At 32.3% G+C, this 22,164-nt stretch carries 21 protein-coding genes and 2 pseudogenes; 2 read left to right on the top strand and 21 right to left on the bottom strand.

The window, feature by feature from the left end; translation table 11 throughout:
* Nucleotides 1–9: 9 nt before the first annotated feature.
* The 17 genes and pseudogenes from QA584_RS26355 to QA584_RS26430 all read right to left on the bottom strand — a co-directional run.
* Nucleotides 10–2,583: a glycosyl hydrolase gene (locus QA584_RS26355; protein WP_278272076.1), complete on the bottom strand. Its 2,574-nt coding sequence runs from the start codon at nt 2,581–2,583 to the stop codon at nt 10–12.
* A 120-nt stretch (nt 2,584–2,703) separates the two neighbouring features.
* Nucleotides 2,704–2,895: a hypothetical protein gene (locus QA584_RS26360; RefSeq protein WP_278272077.1), complete on the bottom strand. Its 192-nt coding sequence runs from the start codon at nt 2,893–2,895 to the stop codon at nt 2,704–2,706.
* Between the two features lie 344 nt (nt 2,896–3,239).
* Complete coding sequence (locus tag QA584_RS26365; RefSeq protein WP_278272078.1) at nt 3,240–3,416, bottom strand: hypothetical protein; 177 nt, start codon at nt 3,414–3,416, stop codon at nt 3,240–3,242.
* Nucleotides 3,417–3,419: 3 nt separating this feature from the next.
* A complete protein-coding gene (locus QA584_RS26370; RefSeq protein WP_278272079.1) occupies nt 3,420–4,064 on the bottom strand; it encodes an RloB family protein in 645 nt (214 codons plus the stop codon).
* A gap of 2 nt (nt 4,065–4,066) precedes the next feature.
* On the bottom strand, nt 4,067–5,323 hold the full coding sequence (locus tag QA584_RS26375; protein WP_278272080.1) for an AAA family ATPase: 1,257 nt from the start codon (nt 5,321–5,323) through the stop codon (nt 4,067–4,069).
* Nucleotides 5,324–5,497: 174 nt separating this feature from the next.
* On the bottom strand, nt 5,498–5,599 hold the full coding sequence (locus QA584_RS28920) for a DUF4279 domain-containing protein (protein ID WP_442870366.1): 102 nt from the start codon (nt 5,597–5,599) through the stop codon (nt 5,498–5,500).
* A gap of 78 nt (nt 5,600–5,677) precedes the next feature.
* Nucleotides 5,678–5,998: a hypothetical protein gene (locus tag QA584_RS26380; protein ID WP_278272081.1), complete on the bottom strand. Its 321-nt coding sequence runs from the start codon at nt 5,996–5,998 to the stop codon at nt 5,678–5,680.
* Nucleotides 5,999–6,067: 69 nt separating this feature from the next.
* A complete protein-coding gene (locus QA584_RS26385; RefSeq protein WP_278272082.1) occupies nt 6,068–6,571 on the bottom strand; it encodes a hypothetical protein in 504 nt (167 codons plus the stop codon).
* Nucleotides 6,572–6,623: 52 nt separating this feature from the next.
* Nucleotides 6,624–7,052, bottom strand: a complete 429-nt coding sequence (locus QA584_RS26390) for a hypothetical protein (RefSeq protein WP_278272083.1) — start codon at nt 7,050–7,052, stop codon at nt 6,624–6,626.
* A 68-nt stretch (nt 7,053–7,120) separates the two neighbouring features.
* Complete coding sequence (locus tag QA584_RS26395; RefSeq protein ID WP_278272084.1) at nt 7,121–7,276, bottom strand: hypothetical protein; 156 nt, start codon at nt 7,274–7,276, stop codon at nt 7,121–7,123.
* A gap of 36 nt (nt 7,277–7,312) precedes the next feature.
* Nucleotides 7,313–7,774, bottom strand: coding sequence for a hypothetical protein (locus tag QA584_RS26400; RefSeq protein WP_278272085.1), 462 nt, complete (start codon nt 7,772–7,774; stop codon nt 7,313–7,315).
* Nucleotides 7,775–8,167: 393 nt separating this feature from the next.
* Nucleotides 8,168–8,341, bottom strand: a complete 174-nt coding sequence (locus QA584_RS26405; protein WP_278272086.1) for a hypothetical protein — start codon at nt 8,339–8,341, stop codon at nt 8,168–8,170.
* 21 nt (nt 8,342–8,362) lie between these two features.
* Complete coding sequence (locus QA584_RS26410; RefSeq protein WP_278272087.1) at nt 8,363–8,941, bottom strand: hypothetical protein; 579 nt, start codon at nt 8,939–8,941, stop codon at nt 8,363–8,365.
* Nucleotides 8,942–9,045: 104 nt separating this feature from the next.
* Nucleotides 9,046–9,354: a hypothetical protein gene (locus QA584_RS26415; protein ID WP_278272088.1), complete on the bottom strand. Its 309-nt coding sequence runs from the start codon at nt 9,352–9,354 to the stop codon at nt 9,046–9,048.
* Between the two features lie 446 nt (nt 9,355–9,800).
* On the bottom strand, nt 9,801–10,757 hold the full coding sequence (locus QA584_RS26420; RefSeq protein WP_278272089.1) for a DUF2971 domain-containing protein: 957 nt from the start codon (nt 10,755–10,757) through the stop codon (nt 9,801–9,803).
* Nucleotides 10,758–10,906: 149 nt separating this feature from the next.
* On the bottom strand, nt 10,907–13,810 hold the full coding sequence (locus tag QA584_RS26425) for a DEAD/DEAH box helicase (RefSeq protein WP_278272090.1): 2,904 nt from the start codon (nt 13,808–13,810) through the stop codon (nt 10,907–10,909).
* A 222-nt stretch (nt 13,811–14,032) separates the two neighbouring features.
* Nucleotides 14,033–14,287, bottom strand: a pseudogene (locus QA584_RS26430) (transposase domain-containing protein); the annotation flags it as partial.
* A gap of 23 nt (nt 14,288–14,310) precedes the next feature.
* Here QA584_RS26430 and QA584_RS28925 point away from each other — a divergent pair.
* A pseudogene (locus QA584_RS28925) lies at nt 14,311–14,592 on the top strand (transposase domain-containing protein); the annotation flags it as partial.
* Nucleotides 14,593–14,820: 228 nt separating this feature from the next.
* The gene (locus tag QA584_RS28785) at nt 14,821–14,973 is read left to right on the top strand and encodes a hypothetical protein (protein WP_278275240.1); all 153 of its coding nucleotides are present in this window, start codon (nt 14,821–14,823) and stop codon (nt 14,971–14,973) included.
* Between the two features lie 489 nt (nt 14,974–15,462).
* Here the strand turns inward: QA584_RS28785 and QA584_RS26445 are convergent, their stop codons facing one another.
* The 4 genes from QA584_RS26445 to QA584_RS26460 form a co-directional block, all read right to left on the bottom strand.
* Nucleotides 15,463–16,164 carry a 4'-phosphopantetheinyl transferase family protein gene (locus tag QA584_RS26445; protein WP_278272091.1) on the bottom strand — a complete coding sequence of 234 codons (702 nt, stop codon included), beginning with the start codon at nt 16,162–16,164 and terminating at the stop codon, nt 15,463–15,465.
* Nucleotides 16,165–16,295: 131 nt separating this feature from the next.
* On the bottom strand, nt 16,296–17,363 hold the full coding sequence (locus tag QA584_RS26450) for a hypothetical protein (RefSeq protein WP_278272092.1): 1,068 nt from the start codon (nt 17,361–17,363) through the stop codon (nt 16,296–16,298).
* Between the two features lie 727 nt (nt 17,364–18,090).
* Nucleotides 18,091–18,717, bottom strand: coding sequence for a DUF1062 domain-containing protein (locus QA584_RS26455; protein ID WP_278272093.1), 627 nt, complete (start codon nt 18,715–18,717; stop codon nt 18,091–18,093).
* Nucleotides 18,714–22,142 (bottom strand): amino acid adenylation domain-containing protein, encoded by a 3,429-nt coding sequence (locus QA584_RS26460; protein WP_278272094.1) that lies wholly within the window; start codon nt 22,140–22,142, stop codon nt 18,714–18,716. The genes QA584_RS26455 and QA584_RS26460 overlap by 4 nt, the downstream gene beginning before the upstream one ends.
* Nucleotides 22,143–22,164: the final 22 nt, after the last annotated feature.

The following is a 22,164-nucleotide window of genomic DNA, read 5'->3' on the forward strand; positions in this document are numbered from 1 at the left end:
TTTTACGAATTATGGCTCAATTCCCCAAACAAGATTGTTATTAATATATCCTGTTACCTTATCCGTATTTACGTATTGATTACTTGATGCATTAAACGAGTAGTCATCAACTTGGTTGTAATCTGACCAATCTGATTTTGATAACCTCCCTTGAATTTCTGCGCTTTCTCCCGGCTTAAGTGTTCCAGCCGATGCTGTAAAAGTTATTTCCAGATAATAATCCGCCCCTGTAACCCCACTAGCAAGCTTAACAAATTCACCCTTTACGTTCGCACTTCCTATACTTGCCCAGTCACACCAAAAATTCTGTGCTTTTTCACCGTTAATTGTATAATAATACCGTAGTACTATATCACTAAGTTTAATGACTGAATCACCTGTGTTAATTATTTTGAATCGGGGAGAGATTCCGTTGGTCAAGGCACTCGTATTCCCGTTATAGGCTTGCACCGCTAAGTCTCCGGTTACTACGGGATTAGCCGTATCAACCACCTTCAAAGTTAATATCGGATTATTTCCTCCATTGAAATGAAACGTTATCTTATTATCCCCTAGGGGCAGCGTGGAAAGATAGGATTTTAGCAGGACAATAGTATGATCCGATACCGTATAATCACTGTCTAATACCAGTGTATCGTCATTGTTTTTAATATTTACAAGCTGATATCCGTTAAAGGTGACTGAAACAGTAATATCCTTCTGTTTATCTTCCGCTTTATCAAAAGTTGCAGTTAAAGGAGCGATTACAGAACTTGGTGTTGAATCTAAAACCGTGATTTCTAAAACAGGATCTTTTCCTTTATCAAAGTCAAAGATGATTTGATGTTCCCCTACTGACAACTGGGATAGGAACTCCCGCTTTAGGAGAAGCTTATTTCCATCTAGCGTATAATCCGTATTTAAATTTAATGTGGCTCCACCTGTTTTTAGTGAATTTAATGTATTGCCGTTAGAATTAATTAAAATTGCAATATCATTTTGACTAGACACATATTTATCAAATTCAGCACTCGTAGGTGTAATGGATGCATTTGGCGTATCCTCATGATTCTTTAAATCCGGCAGTTCATCCAATGTAATTACATAATCACTTTGGTAAAGCTCAATCAGCGTTTCAGGATAATTATAGGCAGAACTCATGAGATACTCGCCATACCATGGGCAAAAATAAAGCCAGCCGGCCTTTTCTTCTGTAAGATTTTTAACATTTGGTATGGTATCATTCTCCGTCATTGCAACCATTTTCTCACCGTTCGTTAAATCAACCAGCTGATAGAAGATCGAGGAAATAGCATCTTCATTTGGTACGCCTGATAATCCATCATAGCGGTTGTAAATAGTATTGTACTTATCATACCCTACAATATCCACCATCTGTCCACCAGGAAACCAGGCAGCGGATGTGTTGTAAACATAGCTGTTATAAGTCCAAATCAAATTGTGTATTCCATAAGTTTGAGTAAGCTCTGTATACAGCAATTCCCATAACTGTTTATAAACTCCCGCTCCTGACGAAGCCCACCAGAACCACGCACCTTCTCCATTTTCACCGCCGTTTCCTTCCGCTTCATGATAAGGTCTAAAAATAACCGGTATGTTGTTATCCTGCAATAGAAGCAGCTGTTGTGCCAAATCATCAATTGCCATCATCACATATTGATATTCTTTTGTACCGGGAATAACAGCATTAGCCGTGTTAAAATTTGTTTCACTGGGCTTATAGGTGGTTTTTGTCCAGTCTACTGCTTCACCAGGCTTATAAGATGTGAAATCTTTAGGTACGGTAATATGCCAACATGCCGCAGCAATACCACCTCTGTTATTAACCCAGTCTATAATACGGGCTGTTGTCCCGTCTTCCCAACCATATAACGGATTGTAGTTCATAAAATCGAAGCCTCTGATTGCTGGGTACTTTCCTGTTAAATCGTGAATCCAATCAAACTCCAATTCCATATCTCCGTTATTTCCGTTACCATAAATTTCCTGCTGTCCAGAGATTATATTATTTCCGTAAACCTCCGTTAAATAATTCATAAGAATCTGTGTTTCCGGTGTTGCCTGACTATCAGAAAGAACAGGCTCTACATCCAGATTGTCCAGGTCAGCATAATCTACAGTAAAAGTATCAAAATAAGCAAATCCCCAGCCTGCTTTGATCTGTATTGTGTTACTGCCTTTGGTTAATTTAAAAATGCCAAAGTCATAATCTGACCACACTGTAGTGTAGGGGAGCATATAGGAACCCTTATTAATTCCATTAACCGCCAGATATTGAAGCCTGCCCTCCGTACTCAATTCCTGCATATACCGGGTTGATATGGTATACATTCCTGTTTCCGGTACATTTACTTTAAAAGTTAATGTGCCGGAATTCTGCATCCAGACAAATCCCTCTCCTGAGTATCCGGGTTTTTCTTCTCCGTAAATCTGAGTTGTTACCTGAAGTTCGGAAGATAGTTCCACATTTTCGCTTTCAATAACGAAAAGAGCTGTATCTGCATAAACTGGAGCTGTCGTTAAATTAATTAACAGTAAAAATGCGAGTAGAATAATACTTGTCTTTTTTAATAATCCCTTCATTCTTATACCCCTTTCTTTGTATAAACTTTGATTTATCAAAGTTTTATTACAGGTATATAGTAACCCCTGGTACAATAAATATAGCATATTTTCCATTATATGTAAATTAGGTCAAGCTCATTATTCTCCATAAATAATCTCCTCGTAGACTCCCTCCTCCAAGAATACGATTTCGCTCTGCTTATACGCATCTTCTTTACCACATGGTGGTAGGTAGGGTCTCCCCAGTCCCGAACCACACCTTTCATACATACCGCTTCCCATATACCGAAGAATTATCAATGGCGCTTCCAGCATCTTCTCATCTTCCATGGTCTTCGCCTAATAGGACAAGGCTCGACTTCCTCAACTCTCCTCTTTTCAGAGCAGTTTATTTTACGATACGGCAGAATTCACTTTATGTTACGGTCTGCATGATTGTTAGCACTTCTATTGAAGTTACCTTACCCTCTCGCTTAGCACCCTACATTACTGCAACGCACCGAGTTTGACTATACGGTTCACTGGCGATTACCGTAGTCGGACTTGCACCGACTGGTATGGTCCAGCTTTGCTGGAAACGCTCCTATGCAATAAAAAATCCCCTCATTTTCACTTACACTAAAGGTAAGAAAAATAAGAGGAAAAAGATACGTTGTATTATTCCATTTCACTATCTATTGTACGATTTCATTATTTATTCTCTCAGCAACCGTGTCATTAGGTGTATCATAAAATTCTAAATTCTCGTCTCTGTTTTTTATCAATGAATTTTTCATTTTTATTGCTTGATATATATGCACAGGTTTATAACCAGTTACTGTCTTATAATATGCCATCTGTTTTTTTGCCATATGTTATTTTACCTTCCGCTGTATCTCCCCCACCAGCTCATGCACCGTTGTACACGGCCACATCTCCGATGGTTTTACTTTTCCATCTCTTATACACTGCGCCAGTTTCTGCTGTGCAATTATGATGGCTTTGTCTTCATCACCATTCCTGCTAATTCTACTGTACATGTCGTTGTCCGCTTTGGAATACTTTTGTCCTGTCCTATTTTCATACACTTTCCCGAATTCAGAACAACACGTCCATGATTCACGCAATGCAGGCATGGAACCAAAGTAGGCGTACAACCAAATTTCAAAACATGGATTCGACCAGCCTACTCCGATTCCTTTTTCTTTTGCTTCTCGGATAATTGCATCGAAATCTTTCACTTGATCTCTATCAAACACAATCCAAGGCATGCGATACTGTGCTTCATATGCTGTTAATTCCATGCATTTATCTATCATTTCACGGGTTTTAGTTTCAATTACACTTATGACTAATTTACCTTGAATATCTTCTGGCAAATCATCTCGTAATCCATTGAAATAACATCGTTCTGTAGCCTCTGTATCGGTAACAATTAAATAATAACCCAATTCAGGTATTCTGACCTTTTTGCGTTGTTCCCTTGTTTTTCTATTACCTGTTCTTTCGTTTCTTGCCACTCTTAACCCTCCTTAAAAATGTCAATGCTCTTTAAGGTTGGAATTGCGCCATACTTACCAATCAAATAATTCTTTTCGTAGCTCTCATCCTTCCTGATTCTAGTTCCATCTTCATCCACAAAATCCGCTAGTGAATATAAGGTCGATATTCCTTGATGACTTTTTTCAGTAAACCAAATTTCATCCCGTCTAAGCAATTGATTCGATAGCTGCCAGGTATCATGCGTTGTGAATACCAACTGTGCATGATTTACATTTATCTGTGGATTTAGAAATGTAAGAATAAAGTTTCTTACCAGTAGCGGGTGTAATCGTGCATTTAATTCATCAATAAAGAACACGCTTCCTTTGTTGATTACTTCTTGTAGCTCTGGATATAAAGCAAACATTTTTAAAGTTCCTGCGGATTCCATAGCCAATGGAATCTCTGCCATTTCATCCGAGTCGATCTTTTTATGAATCGCATTAATTTTATAAATATCTTCTTTTGAGTCTCCCTCCGCTGGTATCTTTTCAACACGGAAGTCTTTAATGTTTTCATCAAAAGATGCAAAATATTCAACTACTTTCTTTTGCACGTTTTTATCTTCTACGAACTCTTTTGGCAATCTCCTTGACATGAAGAAATTAGTAATCATATCTCCAAAATCTGCAAATTGATTTGTGAAGAACCAATCACGGATTGATTTACATTTTGCAATCTTTAGTTTTGCACCCAAGGATACAATCAGAACCTGCTTTTCTAAAGCAACTTCAATATTCTCTCTGCTATTCTTTGGAATACCTGTCAGATCTAAAGTATCCTCTGAACGATAAAATACAGGACTATATTTTCTTGCTGTTTTTGCTTTTACATTTAGCCATTCTTCTGTAATTCCCACTTTACCAACGCAGAATCCATAGTTATATGTTTTTTCCGCTTTATCACCAGGGGTTGTAAAATAAACTTCAAAACTAGATTCTGCATTTTCTGATTTGCTGTCAAACAAAAATGGAGTCGGTCTATATTCTGTAAATTTTTCTTCTTCGTCTCCGTACTTAAATGATTCCACCACATATTCCGTCATGTATTCAAATGCGTTGTAGACATTTGACTTACCACTGGCATTTGCTCCATAAATTGCTGAAACCGGAAGAATTTTCTCACTGCCAATGCAAACAACACGATCTGAAAATTCAGTCATTTTAGCTGCTGATAGGTCTAATGTAGCTTCGTCTCTGAAGGATTTATAATTTTTAAAATTGAACTGTATTAACATGGTATCTACCTCACCTTCTATTCTATATTCTATTATACCCACTTTTCAAATAAAATCAACATTCAAATGTGATTATATCTCATTTAAATGTATTTTAAATTTTAAAAGGCGGTACACTCTCGTACCGCCTTAATCTAATCATTATTCATTTTTGTATTAATGTCACCTGCTGCTTCATTGCCTCCAACTTGAAGAAAACTGATATTGTGTTCCATTCTTTCTTTTATCCCCCTTTTTCCAATAACGAAAAGGTTGTATACCAAGTGCTTTTGTAATATCAGTTTTTTCCTTCTTTCAAATCACCTCATAATTTCTAACATTAATGACTTATTTGTAAATATTGAGGAACGTTTATTAATCATTGATTATTTTAAAAATACGCTCAAATTCACCCTCATTAATTAAAAACTGTATAACTTCCTGTATTCTTTGTCTACTAACTTCATCTACAAGTATCATATCTGATGACCAAAAGTATTTTCCATTTAAACATTCACCTGTGCTTTTGTTCTTTTCTACAATTTTACTAATATTGTTGTAGGTAAAGAAAGATGCTACCCATCTTTTTTCATTATCAAATTCAACTATAACATCTGTATTACCATTATGAATATCCCACTCGCCAACTGCCCACTCCTCTGCTTCTATCCAAACATTATATTTATCGTTTACCATAAAATCCTCCAATTAAATCTACTATGCAGATAGATTGATAAGATAATTTATTTTATGAATTAAATAAATTTAATAATTAACCAGCTCAATTAATATGGGCTGATTGAATTCTTCAAGATTATTAGCATCTGGATAAATATAGCTGTATGAATCTCTAACAGCATAAAATCTAATTGTTGCAGATGGTGAAACATCTGCAACTCCTTCGGATACAGATAATACAATATCAAAACACGTATCAGCATATTCATTCTCTAAATGAGATTTCAACTCCATAACTATCGAAAAAGCATCACTCACAACATCTATTAGTATACACGGTGTTTTTATATTGCTTTTATCAGCATCCCACCTATTGATATTGATTTCATTACCATCCCACTCTAAGTCAGTTAGTTTTTTACCATGGATAGATGTTGGTTTTCTTCCGACACATCCACAGAAATTTCCCACACCCCAAAATGTCTCTCCTATATCGTTTTTCTTTACCCATATAGACAAGGTCTTTGCTATTGGTATGTCATTTTGGTTTGTTTGTTTTAACAGCTCTTGCATTTTCCTATTACAAATCATAGAATGACTACCTTCCTTATCTAACAATCCCAAAATTCGTTAATAATAAATCTTAATGAAGACCATTCCAATAGCGACGACTTATATTATTTAGCTCATCATAAATAATCTCATTTCCACTTTCATCAAATATCATTATATCATCAGCTATCAGAATTAAATCCCCTCCACAATTACCATCATATGTATTGCATTCGATAGCTATTTTGTTATCAATTACTTTTGCAGATATTATCTCTAAATCCAATGTCCCTAATGTTTTTAAATCATCAATAGCCTCAAATTCTTTTCCCCATACAATAAATTCAAGTTTTGAACAGTTTTTAAGCTTTCCACTAAATGAAGTAAATTTTGAATTTACTGTCTCGGCCAAATACTGAATATCTATTATAAAATCAACATCTTCATTGCATCTTAAAAACTTTGTAAAACTCCCATCATGGAATTTATCAAATATATCTGCTTGAACTTCTATTAGCATTTTATCATACTCCTTATTGAAAAGCTTAATTCTTCAGAAACATATTGATATCATCTCAGCTATCTCGTTTATAGTACTGTTTTGATAATTTGACTTGCAATCTTTTTGAATTCAATATCATACTCATGCTCTGGGGCATGTGGTAATAAACCCATAGGATTAAGCTCATCCATAAATTTCTTAACAACATTAAACATATTCGTATCCCACTTTATTTTGTCCATAAATCGTCCTCCGATTCAAATTTACTATACAAGCTGTTATACTTTTAAGCAAATTCTACGTTTACCGTCATCTTCATGCGTAATTATGTATGTCCATAAAAAATCATCATCAAAAATATAAATATCTTCAGGAAAATAATCTATACCTTCAATTAAATATTTCGTATCTATTCTCACAACGCTGTCTTTACCAAATTTCCAATAATCATTTGTAATAATTCTATTGCTTGAATGGATATCCCACAAAACTAATACTGATTTCTTATTTGAGAGTTCATTTATCAATGATTGAAAAGTAATTCTTTGATATTTCTTAAGATAGTCCCATAAGTATCCTGTATAACAATATCCATCAGGAAACAATTTTCTTACAGATATATTATTTTTATAGCCTTCCTTAGTTTTATCAATAAAATTATCGATATACAATTCTCTCAAGATGTTAGCTTCATCTAAAGGGAGAACTTCAACTTTCTTTTTAAAATCTTTTAATAACATTATGCCCTCCAGGCAACAATATTGTTTATTTTCTTGCAATCGTATAAAAACAGATAACAGAATTTACTTTTTATATTCATCACATTCTGAATGGGGCCGATAATATATAATTTCTTTCCACATTTATTGCAATGCCTTTGTCCTTTATGCCAGTATCCATATTTCCTTTTTCTGAGGACTGAAAACCATAATTCTTCCATAAAATGTATGTGGATTCCCTAAGATAAAATGTTTCCCCGAGCAATCCTCATCTTTTTAAAAAAACCATAACTTTTCATCAATATCAACATCCAAATTATCTATCATATCATTCCCCCACAGCAAATAGAATTTCAAATAAGAAGTTATTTGCTAAATCTCCGTTTAAACACTATATTATAGTTACTTAATAGCTTACTTCATATTTATTCCTGATTCATCCAATGCTTTACACAAATATACCACAATATACCTTCTATCCGTTTTTTCCTCTAAACCAGAATTATCCACTAAATTACTCCCTGCAAATTCTATTACATTCCATATTTTCGTATCTTTATATTCTTCATAAGGAAATTCACTTTTCATATATGAACCTCGTTTCGATTGCTAATTATAATAACAAAATTGACTCCAAAAAGGTATTAATGCAATTTCATCTTTATCTATTGCTTCGTTTATAACATCCCACCTCAAAAAATTAAATTCAATCCGAAAATAGTTTTCTAAATCAATTCCATAGTATATGACATCCGTCTGATATACTGAAAAAATAGGTGGATTATCGACTCCCTTTACTGTAGGAATATATCTATGTCCATATATCGGAATCAGCTTAGGGACTTTTTGCATTTCATTTATGCATTTTTGTTTTGCTTCAGATATTTCAGTAGGTTTTTCACCCCAACTACTATCCCAAAAAACATTTTCTTCTATATCAAAAAGAACACCTTCTAGCGGCCAATTTAAGCTCTTCTGTATATTTTTAATATTCTGTTCACTAAAATCTCTCCAATTATAAAATGACTTTGAAACAGGCAACGATATTTGATACATATCTTGTAACGACTTAGGAAAATAGATGTCATAAGTTTTTTCAATCTTTAATATTTCTTCGCAAGTTAGACCTTTATCAAATTTTATATGCTTCAGTTTTAAATCATTAATTAATTTTTCGTATTTATTCACTTCATCATCCTCTTGAGATTAAAACTCTCTAAATGAGAAACCAGTCCATTCTTCTATTTCTATACAATAGTATGTAACAAAATCAAATATAACGCTATAAAATATCATTGCCTGCTAATATAAACTTCTTCATCACCAATGTATTCATCGGCAATTCTCCACTTCATTTCTTTTGCTTTTATCCATGTATAGTCATCCTGTTTTAAAGTATTGGATATATTTTCGACTTTTAAATCATCATCCACCCAAATAATACATTCTTCATTTACAAAAATACTTGCTCCATATATTATACCATCATATTGTTCATCACTTGGCGATAAGTTCATTTGTATTAGCTTAGAGAAAATCACCTCTATTACACAGGGCTTCTCCCATTGTCGTTGGAATATTATGCTCAGTTCATGTACCATCTTTTTTACTTACGTACTATTTTATTCATGTACCAACTTTATTCTTCATCAATTTTTACATATTCATGTTGGCGTTCAATAAATAATGTAATACATTACAATAAATAATGAAATATTTTAGCCTGTATTTCTCTCCTTATCAAAATTTTATCTAACATTTATTACAATAAATATTGTAATAACTACTTCTACATGAATATGTTCATATAGAGGGTAATTTCTATTAAAGCAGTTTATATAAAGACATCTTGATTGGGATTAATATCATTCAACACAATACGCGAAGAAAACGGATTAATTATTTTAGGGACGATGTTAAAACCTTATGCAGAAATTATATCTAATTATAAGAGAATGATTGGTTTTTCTTACTTGAAATAAGAAATGACTTTTTAACAGCTTTTAAGTTTTTAACAGTAAATTATATATGATATTACATTTCCTATTTAGTATCTTAATGTTATCTCGGATCTGACTACAACTGTATTTTCATAACCATTTTTCATTAAGAAAAACTCAGTGCCTGTAAGAGAAGTATCGGTATTATTTTTAGCTCCTATCATGATCCTGTTAATTGGTATATTGATACCGTCATGTTTTAAATTCACTTTAATATAAGGTATGATACTGCCGCTTCTTTCTCTGAATTCAATATTGTCTGAATAAGCAGGATGTCTTTCTCTTTTAGTTTTATATTTGCTTTTATCTTTCTCATCATAATAAAAACAAAATCTGTATTCCTGTTCTTCTTTGAATTTTTCCGATTTGAAGTATGGGGCATATAGCAGTAATTCAGTAGCGATATACATTACAAAATTGTCAATTGCTTCTTCGTATTCTTTACACTTTATTCTAAACATATTATTAATTGTCGGTAGTCCGTTGTTTTCGTTCACCAGAGCATCCCAGTTTAAATTGAAGTCATTTTTTAAAATTTCTATTTGTCTTTTTTCATCATATATAACCTTTCCGTCTACAATAAAACACTCGTACTTTATAATTTCCAAATCTAATTTACTTCTAATATCTCCTATATTGAATTCTAAATTATAACCATAAAAATTCGAAAATTCAGACCATAATGTGAGGGAGTCACTGTTTGTAGAGAATGATAGTATAAATAATTGTGAAAACCAATCATGGTCTTCTTTATGTTTCTTCATTATCATTTTATATAACTTCATAGCATCATTATTGTTCTTCATTATATCTTGGCATACTTTAAGTATAATTTTATATATATAAGTTACCTCTGAATAATCATTTAAAAAATTGCCATGAGTAACCCATAACTCATTATCAATAATAATGTTTTTTAAAGCGTTCGCACTTGTGTAATGATATATTTTTTCTGAATCATCTAACCTTTCTAAATGCTCCTCAAATGACTTATCGTTATCCATATGTATTTCCTCCATAAATCTTCAGATGTATAAGTAAGGGCAAGGTGCCCCTATATATGTTTATCTCTTAATACAAAAATGGCAATATATATTTATTCCTAAAATTGATAAAGTGTGAAATGGGATCTTACTATAATATCTAAAATGAATTATATACTACCCCATATTTCAAGTGCTTTAACTTTTCCGGAATTATTAATATAGTAATTAGCTGCAGCTAATATTTCTTGAATTTTTCCAGGCATACTTTCACTTTTACTAATGGAAGGTTGAACTATAACGATTTTCCCCCTTAGTTGTTTATTTTGCTTTAAGACCATTTTAAATTCATCAAATGTTCCAGTCTGAAATATACAATGACCTGATCTTCTTCTTTCTGCAACTTTACTTATAAATCCCGGCTTAGTTTTTAACCAGATTGTTGATTTTACAGCTTGACCTGCAACTTCATATATGTCATCAACACTACTATTATAATTTTGAGCTGTCATTTTCTTTACGTGATATAATGTTACTTGAAATACATATTCTTCTTCTTTTATAGTTATAAAATCAGCCATCTCACTTGAAGAATGATCATAAATCAAGAATTTAATATCTTTATCGTCATGTAAAATTTGTTCTAGTGTTGTTTGAATTGATATTCCAGACGGATTATATTTAGGATCGTTTATCTCAATTCTTCTATCAGTACCATATTGGTCCCAGTCAATTCCTATTATATTATCCGAACTATATACGATAGCGTCAGGATTTCCTTCACAGTATTCGATATCCTGTATCGTTGTATCATCAGTTGTCTTAAAAATTAATGGACACTCATTTAAATAATCAAATAAATATATCTTTTCTCTACCTATCACTACTTCTATTTCCGGCTCGGTAGATAGGTATATTCCACCAGTGTCACAAGTTATCATTTCTATCTTATTACCATAGATAAACTCAATGGATATTCTATCTTTTTTTATTTCTTTAATTGTTGGTACTATATCTACAAGAATATCTTTTAAGGTTCTGTCTTCACTATTATGTATTAGGGGTGGAAAGCTATATGTTTTAGGAGAGTAATCACATACAAAAATATTCTTAGGATACTCTGATAATTGCTTTGGTATAGGTAGATAATCATAATTTGTATAAGTTTTTACTTTTATTTCAGAGTTCTCGATTTTTTTACCATTAAAATCACACCACTTAATATATTCCGGTACTGTAAAGTAAGTACTACTCCACATCTTTGCTCCGCTACTATAACCTATAGTAATCACATTATCATTGTCCTGGGCTTTACAAAAGACATGGCCTGCAGAATACAGTTTTCCTGTAACAGGATCAATAGATCCGCTAACATAAGATCCTGCTGAAATCCGATATGATTCTCCTGATTCAATAAATCTATTCTGCATTCCCGAATTAAATATCTCAAATTCCTTTAATTCGCCAAGTACACGATTCATTTTATATTTTGGTATTTTCTCTGCAGATTTACAAAATGACTTAACTATATTATTATAAACTATTTCCGTTTTAATTTGTGAATATATGTATACAAGATTTAACTCTTTCTGATAATGAATGATGTATAAAAAGTTATTAATATCAAATATATTCTCAGATGTCATCCATAATGGTTGCTGTATCTCTTTTCCTATTCCAATAACAGTATTATCCTCTTCATTAATAAAGATTCTATCCTCAACATTGCACATATCTGGGAAATGAGCATTTATGTTAAAGTCCGTTACCTTATATATCTTAGCATGACAGTTCGGTCTTATACTATGTAATGATATTTCATCTTCGCCTACAATACTCCCAGTGATTCTCCTGAACTTCCCATAATAGGCTTTTATACTTTCTTCGGCTTTAGTTTTTCCTTCACTAAGATCTATAATGATGTCTTGCCAAATAGCATCACTTTTATATAGTGCCTTATTTTCTAGAATTAATTCGTTATCATTCATTGCAATAAATTTTGCTGTGCCGATGTTTTCTCCGTTCGTTCTTGCAAATCTACCGATAAATTGCAAGGTACTGGCTAAAGATTTATGCGGAGCATGAATAGCCGCAATTTTCAAATTAGGAAAATCAAATCCTTCTCCTAACATATCCACACAAATAATTCCGTCTAACTGTTTCTCCTTCAATTCTCTTATGCATTTTTTTATTACATTGTTTGTCATCGAACTATCGATACGCTTTAATTTTAAATTCGTTTCTTGCAAATAAAGTGTTTCAAGTTCTTTTGCCTTCTCTTTTGTATTTGTCCTTACCATTAAATAATGATCATAACCTAATTCTTTATCAGTTAGGATAACCTCTTCCGTTTTCTTTGCAATTAAATAATCTTTATTGGATGACTCATCAATTGGTACATATTCAATCTCCCCAAAAATACCATCACTATATGCCATTGATAATGGATATGTATATATCATCTCTCCTTTAATTTCTTTTTTATCCAGTCTAAAGGGTGTCGCTGTAAATAACACTTGTTTTGCAAAGTTAATATTTATAAGTATTTGTTCCCAAGTCTTTGCAGGTACATGGTGAGCTTCATCTATTAAGACTAAATCGAATAGTCTACGGGTCTCTTCATCTTCTGAAACAGTTAGTGCCCCCTGTGGTGTTGCTATTATTACATCTGAATCAATTATTGTTTGATAATAATCTTTGCTATAATTATGAATTAATTCATAAACCTTTGGTTTTTTTACATTTTCATCGAAAACTGTTGATCTACATAAAGTATTAAGATTTTGAAAATCCTCAGCAATTTGGCCTCTTACCATTACACTCGGTGTGACTATAAGTACTTTAGAACTCTCCAAAACATATGGGGCCATCATGAGAACAGCAGTTTTGCCAGAACCAGTAGGCATTACAATTATTGCAGTTTTATTTTTCATAAGTGTAAAATAAGATGCAATTGCATGAATAGCTCCTATTTGTGCGTTTCGTAAGCCTGGTTTAGTTTCTAATTCTTTATGATATTTTAGGTTCTTATATTGTTTAATAAAATACTCACTCATAATCCTAACCTTTCCCATATGTTTTAACCAAAAGCGTTCAACATATTATACCATATATTCTCATATGCCGCCATATATTTACTTAGTTCTATGATGAGAAAGTGTATTTTTAGTATAAAATGATTCGGTGGAAAAAATCTAAATAGACTTCTATATTTTATTTAGTTTTGTAGTGTAAGCGCTCAATAATAAAGTGCCTTGTATAAAATTAAAGGACCGGTTATAATACCGATCCATAAGTTACTTGCCACATACTGCTTTTACATTTTTTGACCACGGCATCAATAAGTCCAGTTCCTCCGGATAATTACGCCAATCCATGTCCGGCATGTACAAAAGCAGATATTCAAGATAGGTATATACATTAAGACCATTTGCTTTCGCTGTCTCAATGATACTATATACAGCCGCTGATGCAGTAGCTCCTTTTGGGGTATCTGAAAACAGCCAGTTCTTACGTCCGACTGTAAAAGGACGGATGGCATTTTCACAGAGTTATCTTCATATGAGAATAACTCAGTGAAGCCAATATCAGGCCATTTGCCACAGGAAGACGTGCCTGGCTTTTTGCAGATACTCCAAAAGGAGCAACTGCTAACGCAGTCCTCTATACCTTGGTGGAATCTGCGAGGGCAAATGGACTTGATGTGTATGAGTATATAAAATATCTTCTGAGCGAGATGCCAAATAGAGATTTCAATAACCATCCAGAAATTTTGGAGTGGTACCTGCCTTGGTCAACTGAACTACCAGAAGAATGCAGGCTTAATCATAAACATAAAAAGTGCCTCAAAAAATGATATCATTAGCTTACCACCATTCAGGGCGTAATACTAGACGTCATCTTTTGAAGCACTTACCTGTGTATAAACTGAGTTATTCTCATATGAAGATAACTCTGTGAAGCCAATATCAGGCCATTTGCCACAGGAAGACGTACCTGGCTTTTTGCAGATACTCCAAAAGGAGCAACTGCTAACGCAGTCCTCTATACCTTGGTGGAATCTGCGAGGGCAAATGGACTTGATGTGTATGAGTATATAAAATATCTTCTGAGCGAGATGCCAAATAGAGATTTCAATAACCATCCAGAAATTTTGGAGTGGTACCTGCCTTGGTCAACTGAACTACCAGAAGAATGCAGGCTTAATCATAAACATAAAAAGTGCCTCAAAAAATGATATCATTAGCTTACCACCATTCAGGGCGTAATACTAGACGTCATCTTTTGAAGCACTTACACTAATTTGTCAAGTTTTTTTCAAATATTATAATAAAAATTTTTCGATATCTTCCTTAACTTGACGGCATTGCTTTTGCGACACTCCATAATGAGTCTGAATTGCTCATCCGCAGTAACCCTTTTTGATCTCATAATTGTTAGCCTCCAAAATAGAGTGAAATGATCGCATTCTCGCAAAGTAATGGAGTGAAACGCTTGCATTTCCTGCTAATAATTATAAAGATATATGTTAGTGGATGGAAGCCACCCTAAAATTAGTCGCTTACGTAAAAAATACTAATATCTTCATATTCATAAACATTTTCTAGATTTTTGTTTAACTAAAATACTGCATACAACTTCCATCAGGTCTTGTACAATACCGCATCCTTTTGTAATAATCATATCTACATTGAATCTTTGGAATGAAATGGAGTTAGCATGCAATTTAACTATTTCTCCATTTCATTAGTTCTTTCACTGTAAGAATTTTAACTTTTTTTAGTGCCAAATTATCACACTTTGAGTCAACACATAATGCTGTAAGATGTTGATCATCTAATTGACCTGTTTTGAATAATAAATTATTATTTTTTTCCCCCTGCAGATAAAACTGGATTTTATTATCATAAAACTGGAATGAAAAGGAATCAAATGGAATACTTAGCCCCTTACCAATATTTTTCACATAACTCTCTTTCAATGTCCATATCTTGTAAAATGCCTTTTTCCTATTTTCCAGAGATTGCTTAAGTATAAAATAGTTTTCTTCTTTTGTATAAATCCTATCAGCTATTGAAAACTTCATCTCATTTATTTGCTCAACATCTATTCCAAGCGATATATCACCAATTCCACATAATACCCAGCTTCCTGAATGAGCTAAGTTGAAATGTATATCCTTATAATTAGTTAAACTAGGCTTTCCATATTCTGATTGTTCAAACTCTATATATGGACCATATATACTATACCGTTCCCATAATGCATATCTTAAGATAACCTCAGCAAACAGGCTATGTACTTTATCTTTCATAAAACATAATCTATCTATTTTTTTCCTTCTCTCATCTGAAATTATATATAAGAGTTCACTAACCTCTTTCATGCTTAATATTCCGTTTGTATTAATCGCATATTGGTAAATCATAGCTACCTAATCTCCAAGAAAGGTATTAAGGTTTTGTCCTGTTCTATCTATTCCCCTTCTTTTTTGCTTTCATAAATTCCAGGTCCCTGGATTAGTTATAATTGTGTTCATATCCTTAATTAATAGGCTTGTCATCGAAGTTCCTTTGCTTCATACCCTTCCATTTTATCAATACTACCCTCCTCATATATTTTATTAAGAAATGCTAATAACATCTGATCATTTTCTTTTTCTTCCATAACAAACTTTTTCATATAATCATCTTTTAAACGACGATTAATAAAGAAGTATTTATACATTGCTAAAAAGTGTTTCTCTCGACATTTGAAATAAACTTTCTTTAAATCTTCATATTCTGCTCCTTTAAATTTAGAACAGTTACTATGTTCTAAGAAATAATCTAATGCTCTAAACATTCCTTTCATATTACCTATTAAAAGAAGTATATAATATTCTGGATCCTTCATAACATCATTAAGAATTTTGTACCCATCATCCACAAAACATAATAAGTTACTCTTCTTTTCAGTAATTTGCTCTATAATATTCTTTAATATATCTTGAAATGTTAAATTGCAAGAAGATGCTACTGATTCTAATGTAAAAAAGCGATTCAAATACTGAGACATATAATCTTTTACTGTATTCTCTGTATTATAATTCCATATATCCATAATCATATTTTCCGTTAATTGAATAGGAAACATAATATCACTATCTTTATCTAAAATTTCAACACCTCTTAAAAATGCATTATCACGAACTCGAAAAATATTTTTATCCGGATCATATCCGTCAATTATTAGTAGATGAAGATTTTCACCTGTTCCATCCTTATAGTAAAGGTTATAAAATAGGGAACAATGTTGAACATATAGTAATATAGGCACTTTTCTTTGCAGGGATTCTTTAAGCCGATCTAATACATCTTCTTTTTTGTCAATTAAGTGAGTAATCATTTGTAGTCCTATTACCTTTAAAACATTATCGTTTCTTGTATTAATAACATTATCAATTGTATCAAAATCAAGTAAATAAGAACTCCCCCAGTTTCTTTCTACAGCAGTTAACATACCATAATAAAAGTAATAATCATAGTTATAATAACCTGCTGCTGCTGCTAATGGTATATCAATACAATCAAACATTTCCTTGCTATAACCATTCTTATACATATCTATATTAAGTAAATCTTTCATAATTTAGGTCTCCTTTCTTTCAAAGAATGACTCTACTCTTTTAATTTTATTTAAATAAGTATCTTCTTGAAGCATACATTCTCCGGACCCTTTACAGATATATCCTAGACTTAATTTTCTTTACACTAACTCGCTAATCGCCTGTATTTATTTACTAGTGGCGCATTATTTTACTCGTTCTTCCACTTCTTTCCTTGTCATATGACCTTCTTTAATATGATTGCGCAATTATACCCCATCCATTGTAATTACATTATGAAAAAAATATTTTCCTAAATTATGTATCCCACAATAAATCTGTTTTTTTCCTTCTAGACATACAACGTCTATCTGAAAGATAAAAACTTACAAAGCAGATGCAGTTAAACTCACTAATTATGGACCTCCAATTGGGTACTATTTCAAAATCTTATTCTGACGAGGATGATACCCGTCTAAACAATCAATAGTTGAATATTTTGAAAGTGACTATATCTGTTCAGATTTTGGAAACGCAGCTTTAAGAAATTTAATTTCTTATTTATACTTCTTGTTATTGAACAAATTATTCATTAATGGCAAGGCCTTGACAATTTATCCACTAACAAGTGGCAGATAGTTAAGCAGAATCGCAGTTGATTTCTCATCTACAGCAAAATCGATAATACTTTGCCGAAACCAAGTTTTCTGCAACGCTTTTACCTATGACTTCTATTAGCGAGTTCTAGAATTGTATATCTCCTATAACTTATACTAAATTTTCTTTTTCCTTAAGTTTTAAGTTTCTGTATTTATTACAAACTACCGTAATACATTGATTGTCTTTTATTTTTTCTTTCAATGTTATTCCACTAACAATACCGTTTTCTATTAACCTTGATAGCATGCTCCGGGATATAAAATCACATCCCACTTTCAATACATTTAATACTTTAATATCAAATAAATATTGAGATTTTATGTATATGTTAATCATGTCATATTCATTATTTATAATGTCTTCTTCAGTAAGATGCTCTCCTACTAAATCAAACTCTATATTTTCATAATTTACCTGTATAGAATTATTTCTAATAACATCTTTATTAAATGAATACTCCCAAGCTAACTCTTCATCGTTTGCTAATAAACGTTTATATATTTCTGGATTTATTTTTTTAGGTGAAACACGGTCATAAATAGGTATATTCCAAGTAGTATCGCATTCAGTACATCGGTAGATTAACCATACATCAACAAGCTTCTGATTGGCATTGATCCTAAATTTCTTGCTATTGTAAAAATCCATCTTTCTGTTACATTTTGAGCACTTACTAATATAATTAAATGTGGTCTTTGGCTTAACCATCCATATTATTTCTTTAATTTTACTCATCTTCTTGCCCTCTCTAAAAACATTTTTCTCTTCATCGCTATATTTAAATCATCTTTTTTTTCTTTGTCGACTTCATTTTCTTCTGGTTCAATCAGATTATACATTTTAGAAATTGTATTGCAAGATAGTAAATCCACAATATCAATTTCTTTTGAGAATGCAGTTTCTAATTCATTTCGTAAATGATTTAACAATAATGAATTACCTCCTGCTTCGAAAAATGGTGTATCTTTTGAAAGTACCTTAGTATTTAATACGTGTTCCCAAATATTTTTAATAATTAACTCTGTTCCTACATAATTTAGTCCAACATGATGATTAACAGACTGTTCTGAAATAGCAATATGATTAGCAGCTCCAAACTTATTTAAAATTTCATCTATTGCTTTTAACTGTAAGAATCTGCGATTGATTTTATTATTTTCTGTCAGCGGAAAATCATTTACTAGATATATTTGAGTCGGTATCATATATTGCGGTAGAAATTCACTCAACTTTTGAAAGTTTAAGTTTTTTAGTCTGTTATTACTATCTTTGATAAAAGCACACAGATAATCTTCTTTCTTTTCATCCGTTCTAATTACTACTACCACCTTTTCAATTTTCATTTTTTCTAGCATAATATGTTCAATCTCTTCTAACTCAATTCGATAACCATGATATTTGATTTGGTTATCCACTCGTCCCAAATAATACACATCACCATTGGATGATGTTTGTACAAGATCACCCGTTCTATAGATCTGCTCAGTGGTTTGAAAAGGATTTATGACAAATTTCTCCTTTGTGATATTTTCCTTATTGTAATATCCGTTTGCAACACCCAGACCACCAATATATAATTCTCCAGCATTTTCATTAGTTGGTTTAAATTCATTATTTAATATGTACAATTGTGTATTATCAATAGCATTTCCAATGCTAACATTATCAGAATCTACAATACGTTTTACCATCGACCATATCGTTGTCTCTGTTGGACCATACATGTTCCACAATTCATCACAAAGTCCTAGTAATTTTCTTGAAAGATTATTTGAAAGCTTTTCTCCACCACAGAAAATTTTAATATTCAACTTAGAATTCCAGCCAGCCATTAAAACCATATTCCAAGTACTTGGCGTTGCCTGTATAACAGTCGCCTTCGAGCTTTCCATCTTTTCTTTCAACAACCTTCCATCAATTGCTATGTTGTCTTGTAAGATTTCTGTTGTACCACCACATATTAATGGCAGATACAATTCTAAACCGGAGATGTCAAAACAGACTGTTGTTAAAGCCAACAATTTGTCTTTTGGAGAAAAACCAGGTACCTTCTCCATAGATAATAAACAATTTGACAATCCACCATGATTTACCACCACACCTTTGGGATTTCCAGTCGAACCCGACGTATAGATGATATATACAGGATCTCGAGGAATAATTTCGGTATTATATTCCTGTTCATATTCCTCTTTCTCTTCGATATTATCAATAGAAATTACTTTAAAATTACCATTTATAGCAGATGTAGTTTCAATTTGTTCACAGAGTAGATACTCTATCTCAGCATCTTCTGCCATAAATTCCAGCCTTTCTTTAGGATAAATAGGGTCCATCGGAATGTACACTCCACCCAGCTTCATTATTGCTAAAAAGGATATGACCAATTTCGATGAGCGTCTTAAAAGTACCCCGATATTTGTACCTTTCTGTACCCCATTTTTATGCAAAACTGCTGACAAAATATCAATTTGTTTACTTAACTTCTTATAGGTTATCTGCTCATTTTTATAGATGACTGCCACGTTATCATCCCTTGATTTTTCTACCTGTATCATAAATAATTCATATATTGATTGGAATTTATTCTTTTCATTTTTTCTTACATTAATTTTATAAGAAAGGTAGTACTCTGATAGTTCTTCCAACCTTATCAAAATATCGTTAACCTTACCACTTTGATCTTTATTTTGATTATATATAAATTCACACGCCTTGTTTTCCTCGTTGAATTTTATTACTAATGCAGCTTGTTCATCGTTTCTGGTATCTTCTGAATGGCTTATAATAACAGAAGGTATAAATTGCATACCATACAATCTTACATAACGAATGAAAATATCTTTCGCAAATGAAACCTTTTCTTCAATATTTTTGCGTTCTTCCCGAATCTGATTAATTCTTTCATCTAACGTGTCATTCTTACCATATTTAAGTTCGAAAGGAACATAATCTTGACATAACTGACACTCTTTTAGTACAGAATTATCTCTTTTAGGTACAAAACCTAATACAAAATAAGATATTCCTAACTCTTTATAAACAGCATCTTGCAGAATAAGCATGATTTTTTCGAAGAAACTCACCCTTTGCAACTCGTATGGTATTGGTTCTTCCTTGATTTCTTCTTTAATATTAGATGCTATGTTATAGTAATGTTCAAAGATACACTCCATCTTTTTCACCCAATATTCCTCATACATTGAAATTATCTTTAATTCCATTGTTAACTGTTCTTTTTTTTCTTTTGTTAACGAAAGTTGAATTAGTGAGCCATATTGCTCCTCTAAATCATCGATTGAAACATACCTGCCATATAAATCAGTAAGTTTGTTAAATTGTATGATTCCATCTTTTGCTTGAACAGATAATACACCTTTCTTTATTTCTCCTTCACCGTTTTCAAACTTGACTTCTCCCTCTTTTATTTCAAAGTCAGATATAGCAAATACATTTCCTCGTATCATGATTTTGGGGGTTGCAAGTGTATTATCATATTTACCAAATTGTAAACCCAGAATATAATTCCGTATCAATTTTAAAGATTTACTAAAATCAATAATGCCTCCACCGTCTGGTTTTTTCTTCTTTTTAAAATAAGTTCTTTGGGATAAGGCTTGTGATGTAGGTGATATCTGTCCATTTGTTAGTTTTTCTACTAACTCTTTAAATCCTTGCAAACCTAATTGAAAACATTTCATATTTAGAGAAAGTGAGGTTTCATTATTTGCAATCTCTGTTTCTCTCTGGATTAAGATATCACCCGTATCTGCCTTTTCCTCCATAACGTGCCATGTGATTCCATGTTTTTTTTCTCCCTGAATAATTGCCCAAGAAGTTGCATTAATTCCTGCGTATTGGGGTAAAATTGCATCATGATAATTAATCGCCATTTTATTTGGTAAGCAAATAATTTCTTTTGGTAGAACTTTTAAATATACTATACTGAATAAATAATCAAATTTATTTTTTTTCAGTTTCTTCATATGTTCTTCTTTAATATGAGCTATGTTATTCGCCTTACACCAATCTATAATATCTTGACAAGAAGTCACAATACCCAAAATTTCATGCCCTTGCCGTAATAAATATTCACTACAAGCGATAGCTAATAATCCATCTCCAATAATAAAACAACTAAAACTTTTCATATTATCCATTTTTTCCCCCTGTGCAACAACC

The organism is Anaerocolumna sp. AGMB13025, assembly GCF_029689925.1.
Taxonomy (GTDB): Bacteria; Bacillota; Clostridia; order Lachnospirales; family Lachnospiraceae; genus Anaerocolumna.

Coding starts and splice junctions, on each gene's coding strand:
- QA584_RS26355 (WP_278272076.1), bottom strand. CDS start 2,583: ATGAAGGGATTATTAAAAAAGACAAGTATTATTCTACTCGCATTTTTA.
- QA584_RS26360 (WP_278272077.1), bottom strand. CDS start 2,895: ATGGAAGATGAGAAGATGCTGGAAGCGCCATTGATAATTCTTCGGTAT.
- QA584_RS26365 (WP_278272078.1), bottom strand. CDS start 3,416: ATGGCAAAAAAACAGATGGCATATTATAAGACAGTAACTGGTTATAAA.
- QA584_RS26375 (WP_278272080.1), bottom strand. CDS start 5,323: ATGTTAATACAGTTCAATTTTAAAAATTATAAATCCTTCAGAGACGAA.
- QA584_RS26380 (WP_278272081.1), bottom strand. CDS start 5,998: ATGGTAAACGATAAATATAATGTTTGGATAGAAGCAGAGGAGTGGGCA.
- QA584_RS26385 (WP_278272082.1), bottom strand. CDS start 6,571: ATGATTTGTAATAGGAAAATGCAAGAGCTGTTAAAACAAACAAACCAA.
- QA584_RS26390 (WP_278272083.1), bottom strand. CDS start 7,052: ATGCTAATAGAAGTTCAAGCAGATATATTTGATAAATTCCATGATGGG.
- QA584_RS26395 (WP_278272084.1), bottom strand. CDS start 7,276: ATGGACAAAATAAAGTGGGATACGAATATGTTTAATGTTGTTAAGAAA.
- QA584_RS26400 (WP_278272085.1), bottom strand. CDS start 7,774: ATGTTATTAAAAGATTTTAAAAAGAAAGTTGAAGTTCTCCCTTTAGAT.
- QA584_RS26405 (WP_278272086.1), bottom strand. CDS start 8,341: ATGAAAAGTGAATTTCCTTATGAAGAATATAAAGATACGAAAATATGG.
- QA584_RS26415 (WP_278272088.1), bottom strand. CDS start 9,354: ATGGTACATGAACTGAGCATAATATTCCAACGACAATGGGAGAAGCCC.
- QA584_RS26420 (WP_278272089.1), bottom strand. CDS start 10,757: ATGGATAACGATAAGTCATTTGAGGAGCATTTAGAAAGGTTAGATGAT.
- QA584_RS26425 (WP_278272090.1), bottom strand. CDS start 13,810: ATGGGAAAGGTTAGGATTATGAGTGAGTATTTTATTAAACAATATAAG.
- QA584_RS26445 (WP_278272091.1), bottom strand. CDS start 16,164: ATGATTTACCAATATGCGATTAATACAAACGGAATATTAAGCATGAAA.
- QA584_RS26450 (WP_278272092.1), bottom strand. CDS start 17,363: ATGAAAGATTTACTTAATATAGATATGTATAAGAATGGTTATAGCAAG.
- QA584_RS26455 (WP_278272093.1), bottom strand. CDS start 18,717: ATGAGTAAAATTAAAGAAATAATATGGATGGTTAAGCCAAAGACCACA.
- QA584_RS26460 (WP_278272094.1), bottom strand. CDS start 22,142: ATGGATAATATGAAAAGTTTTAGTTGTTTTATTATTGGAGATGGATTA.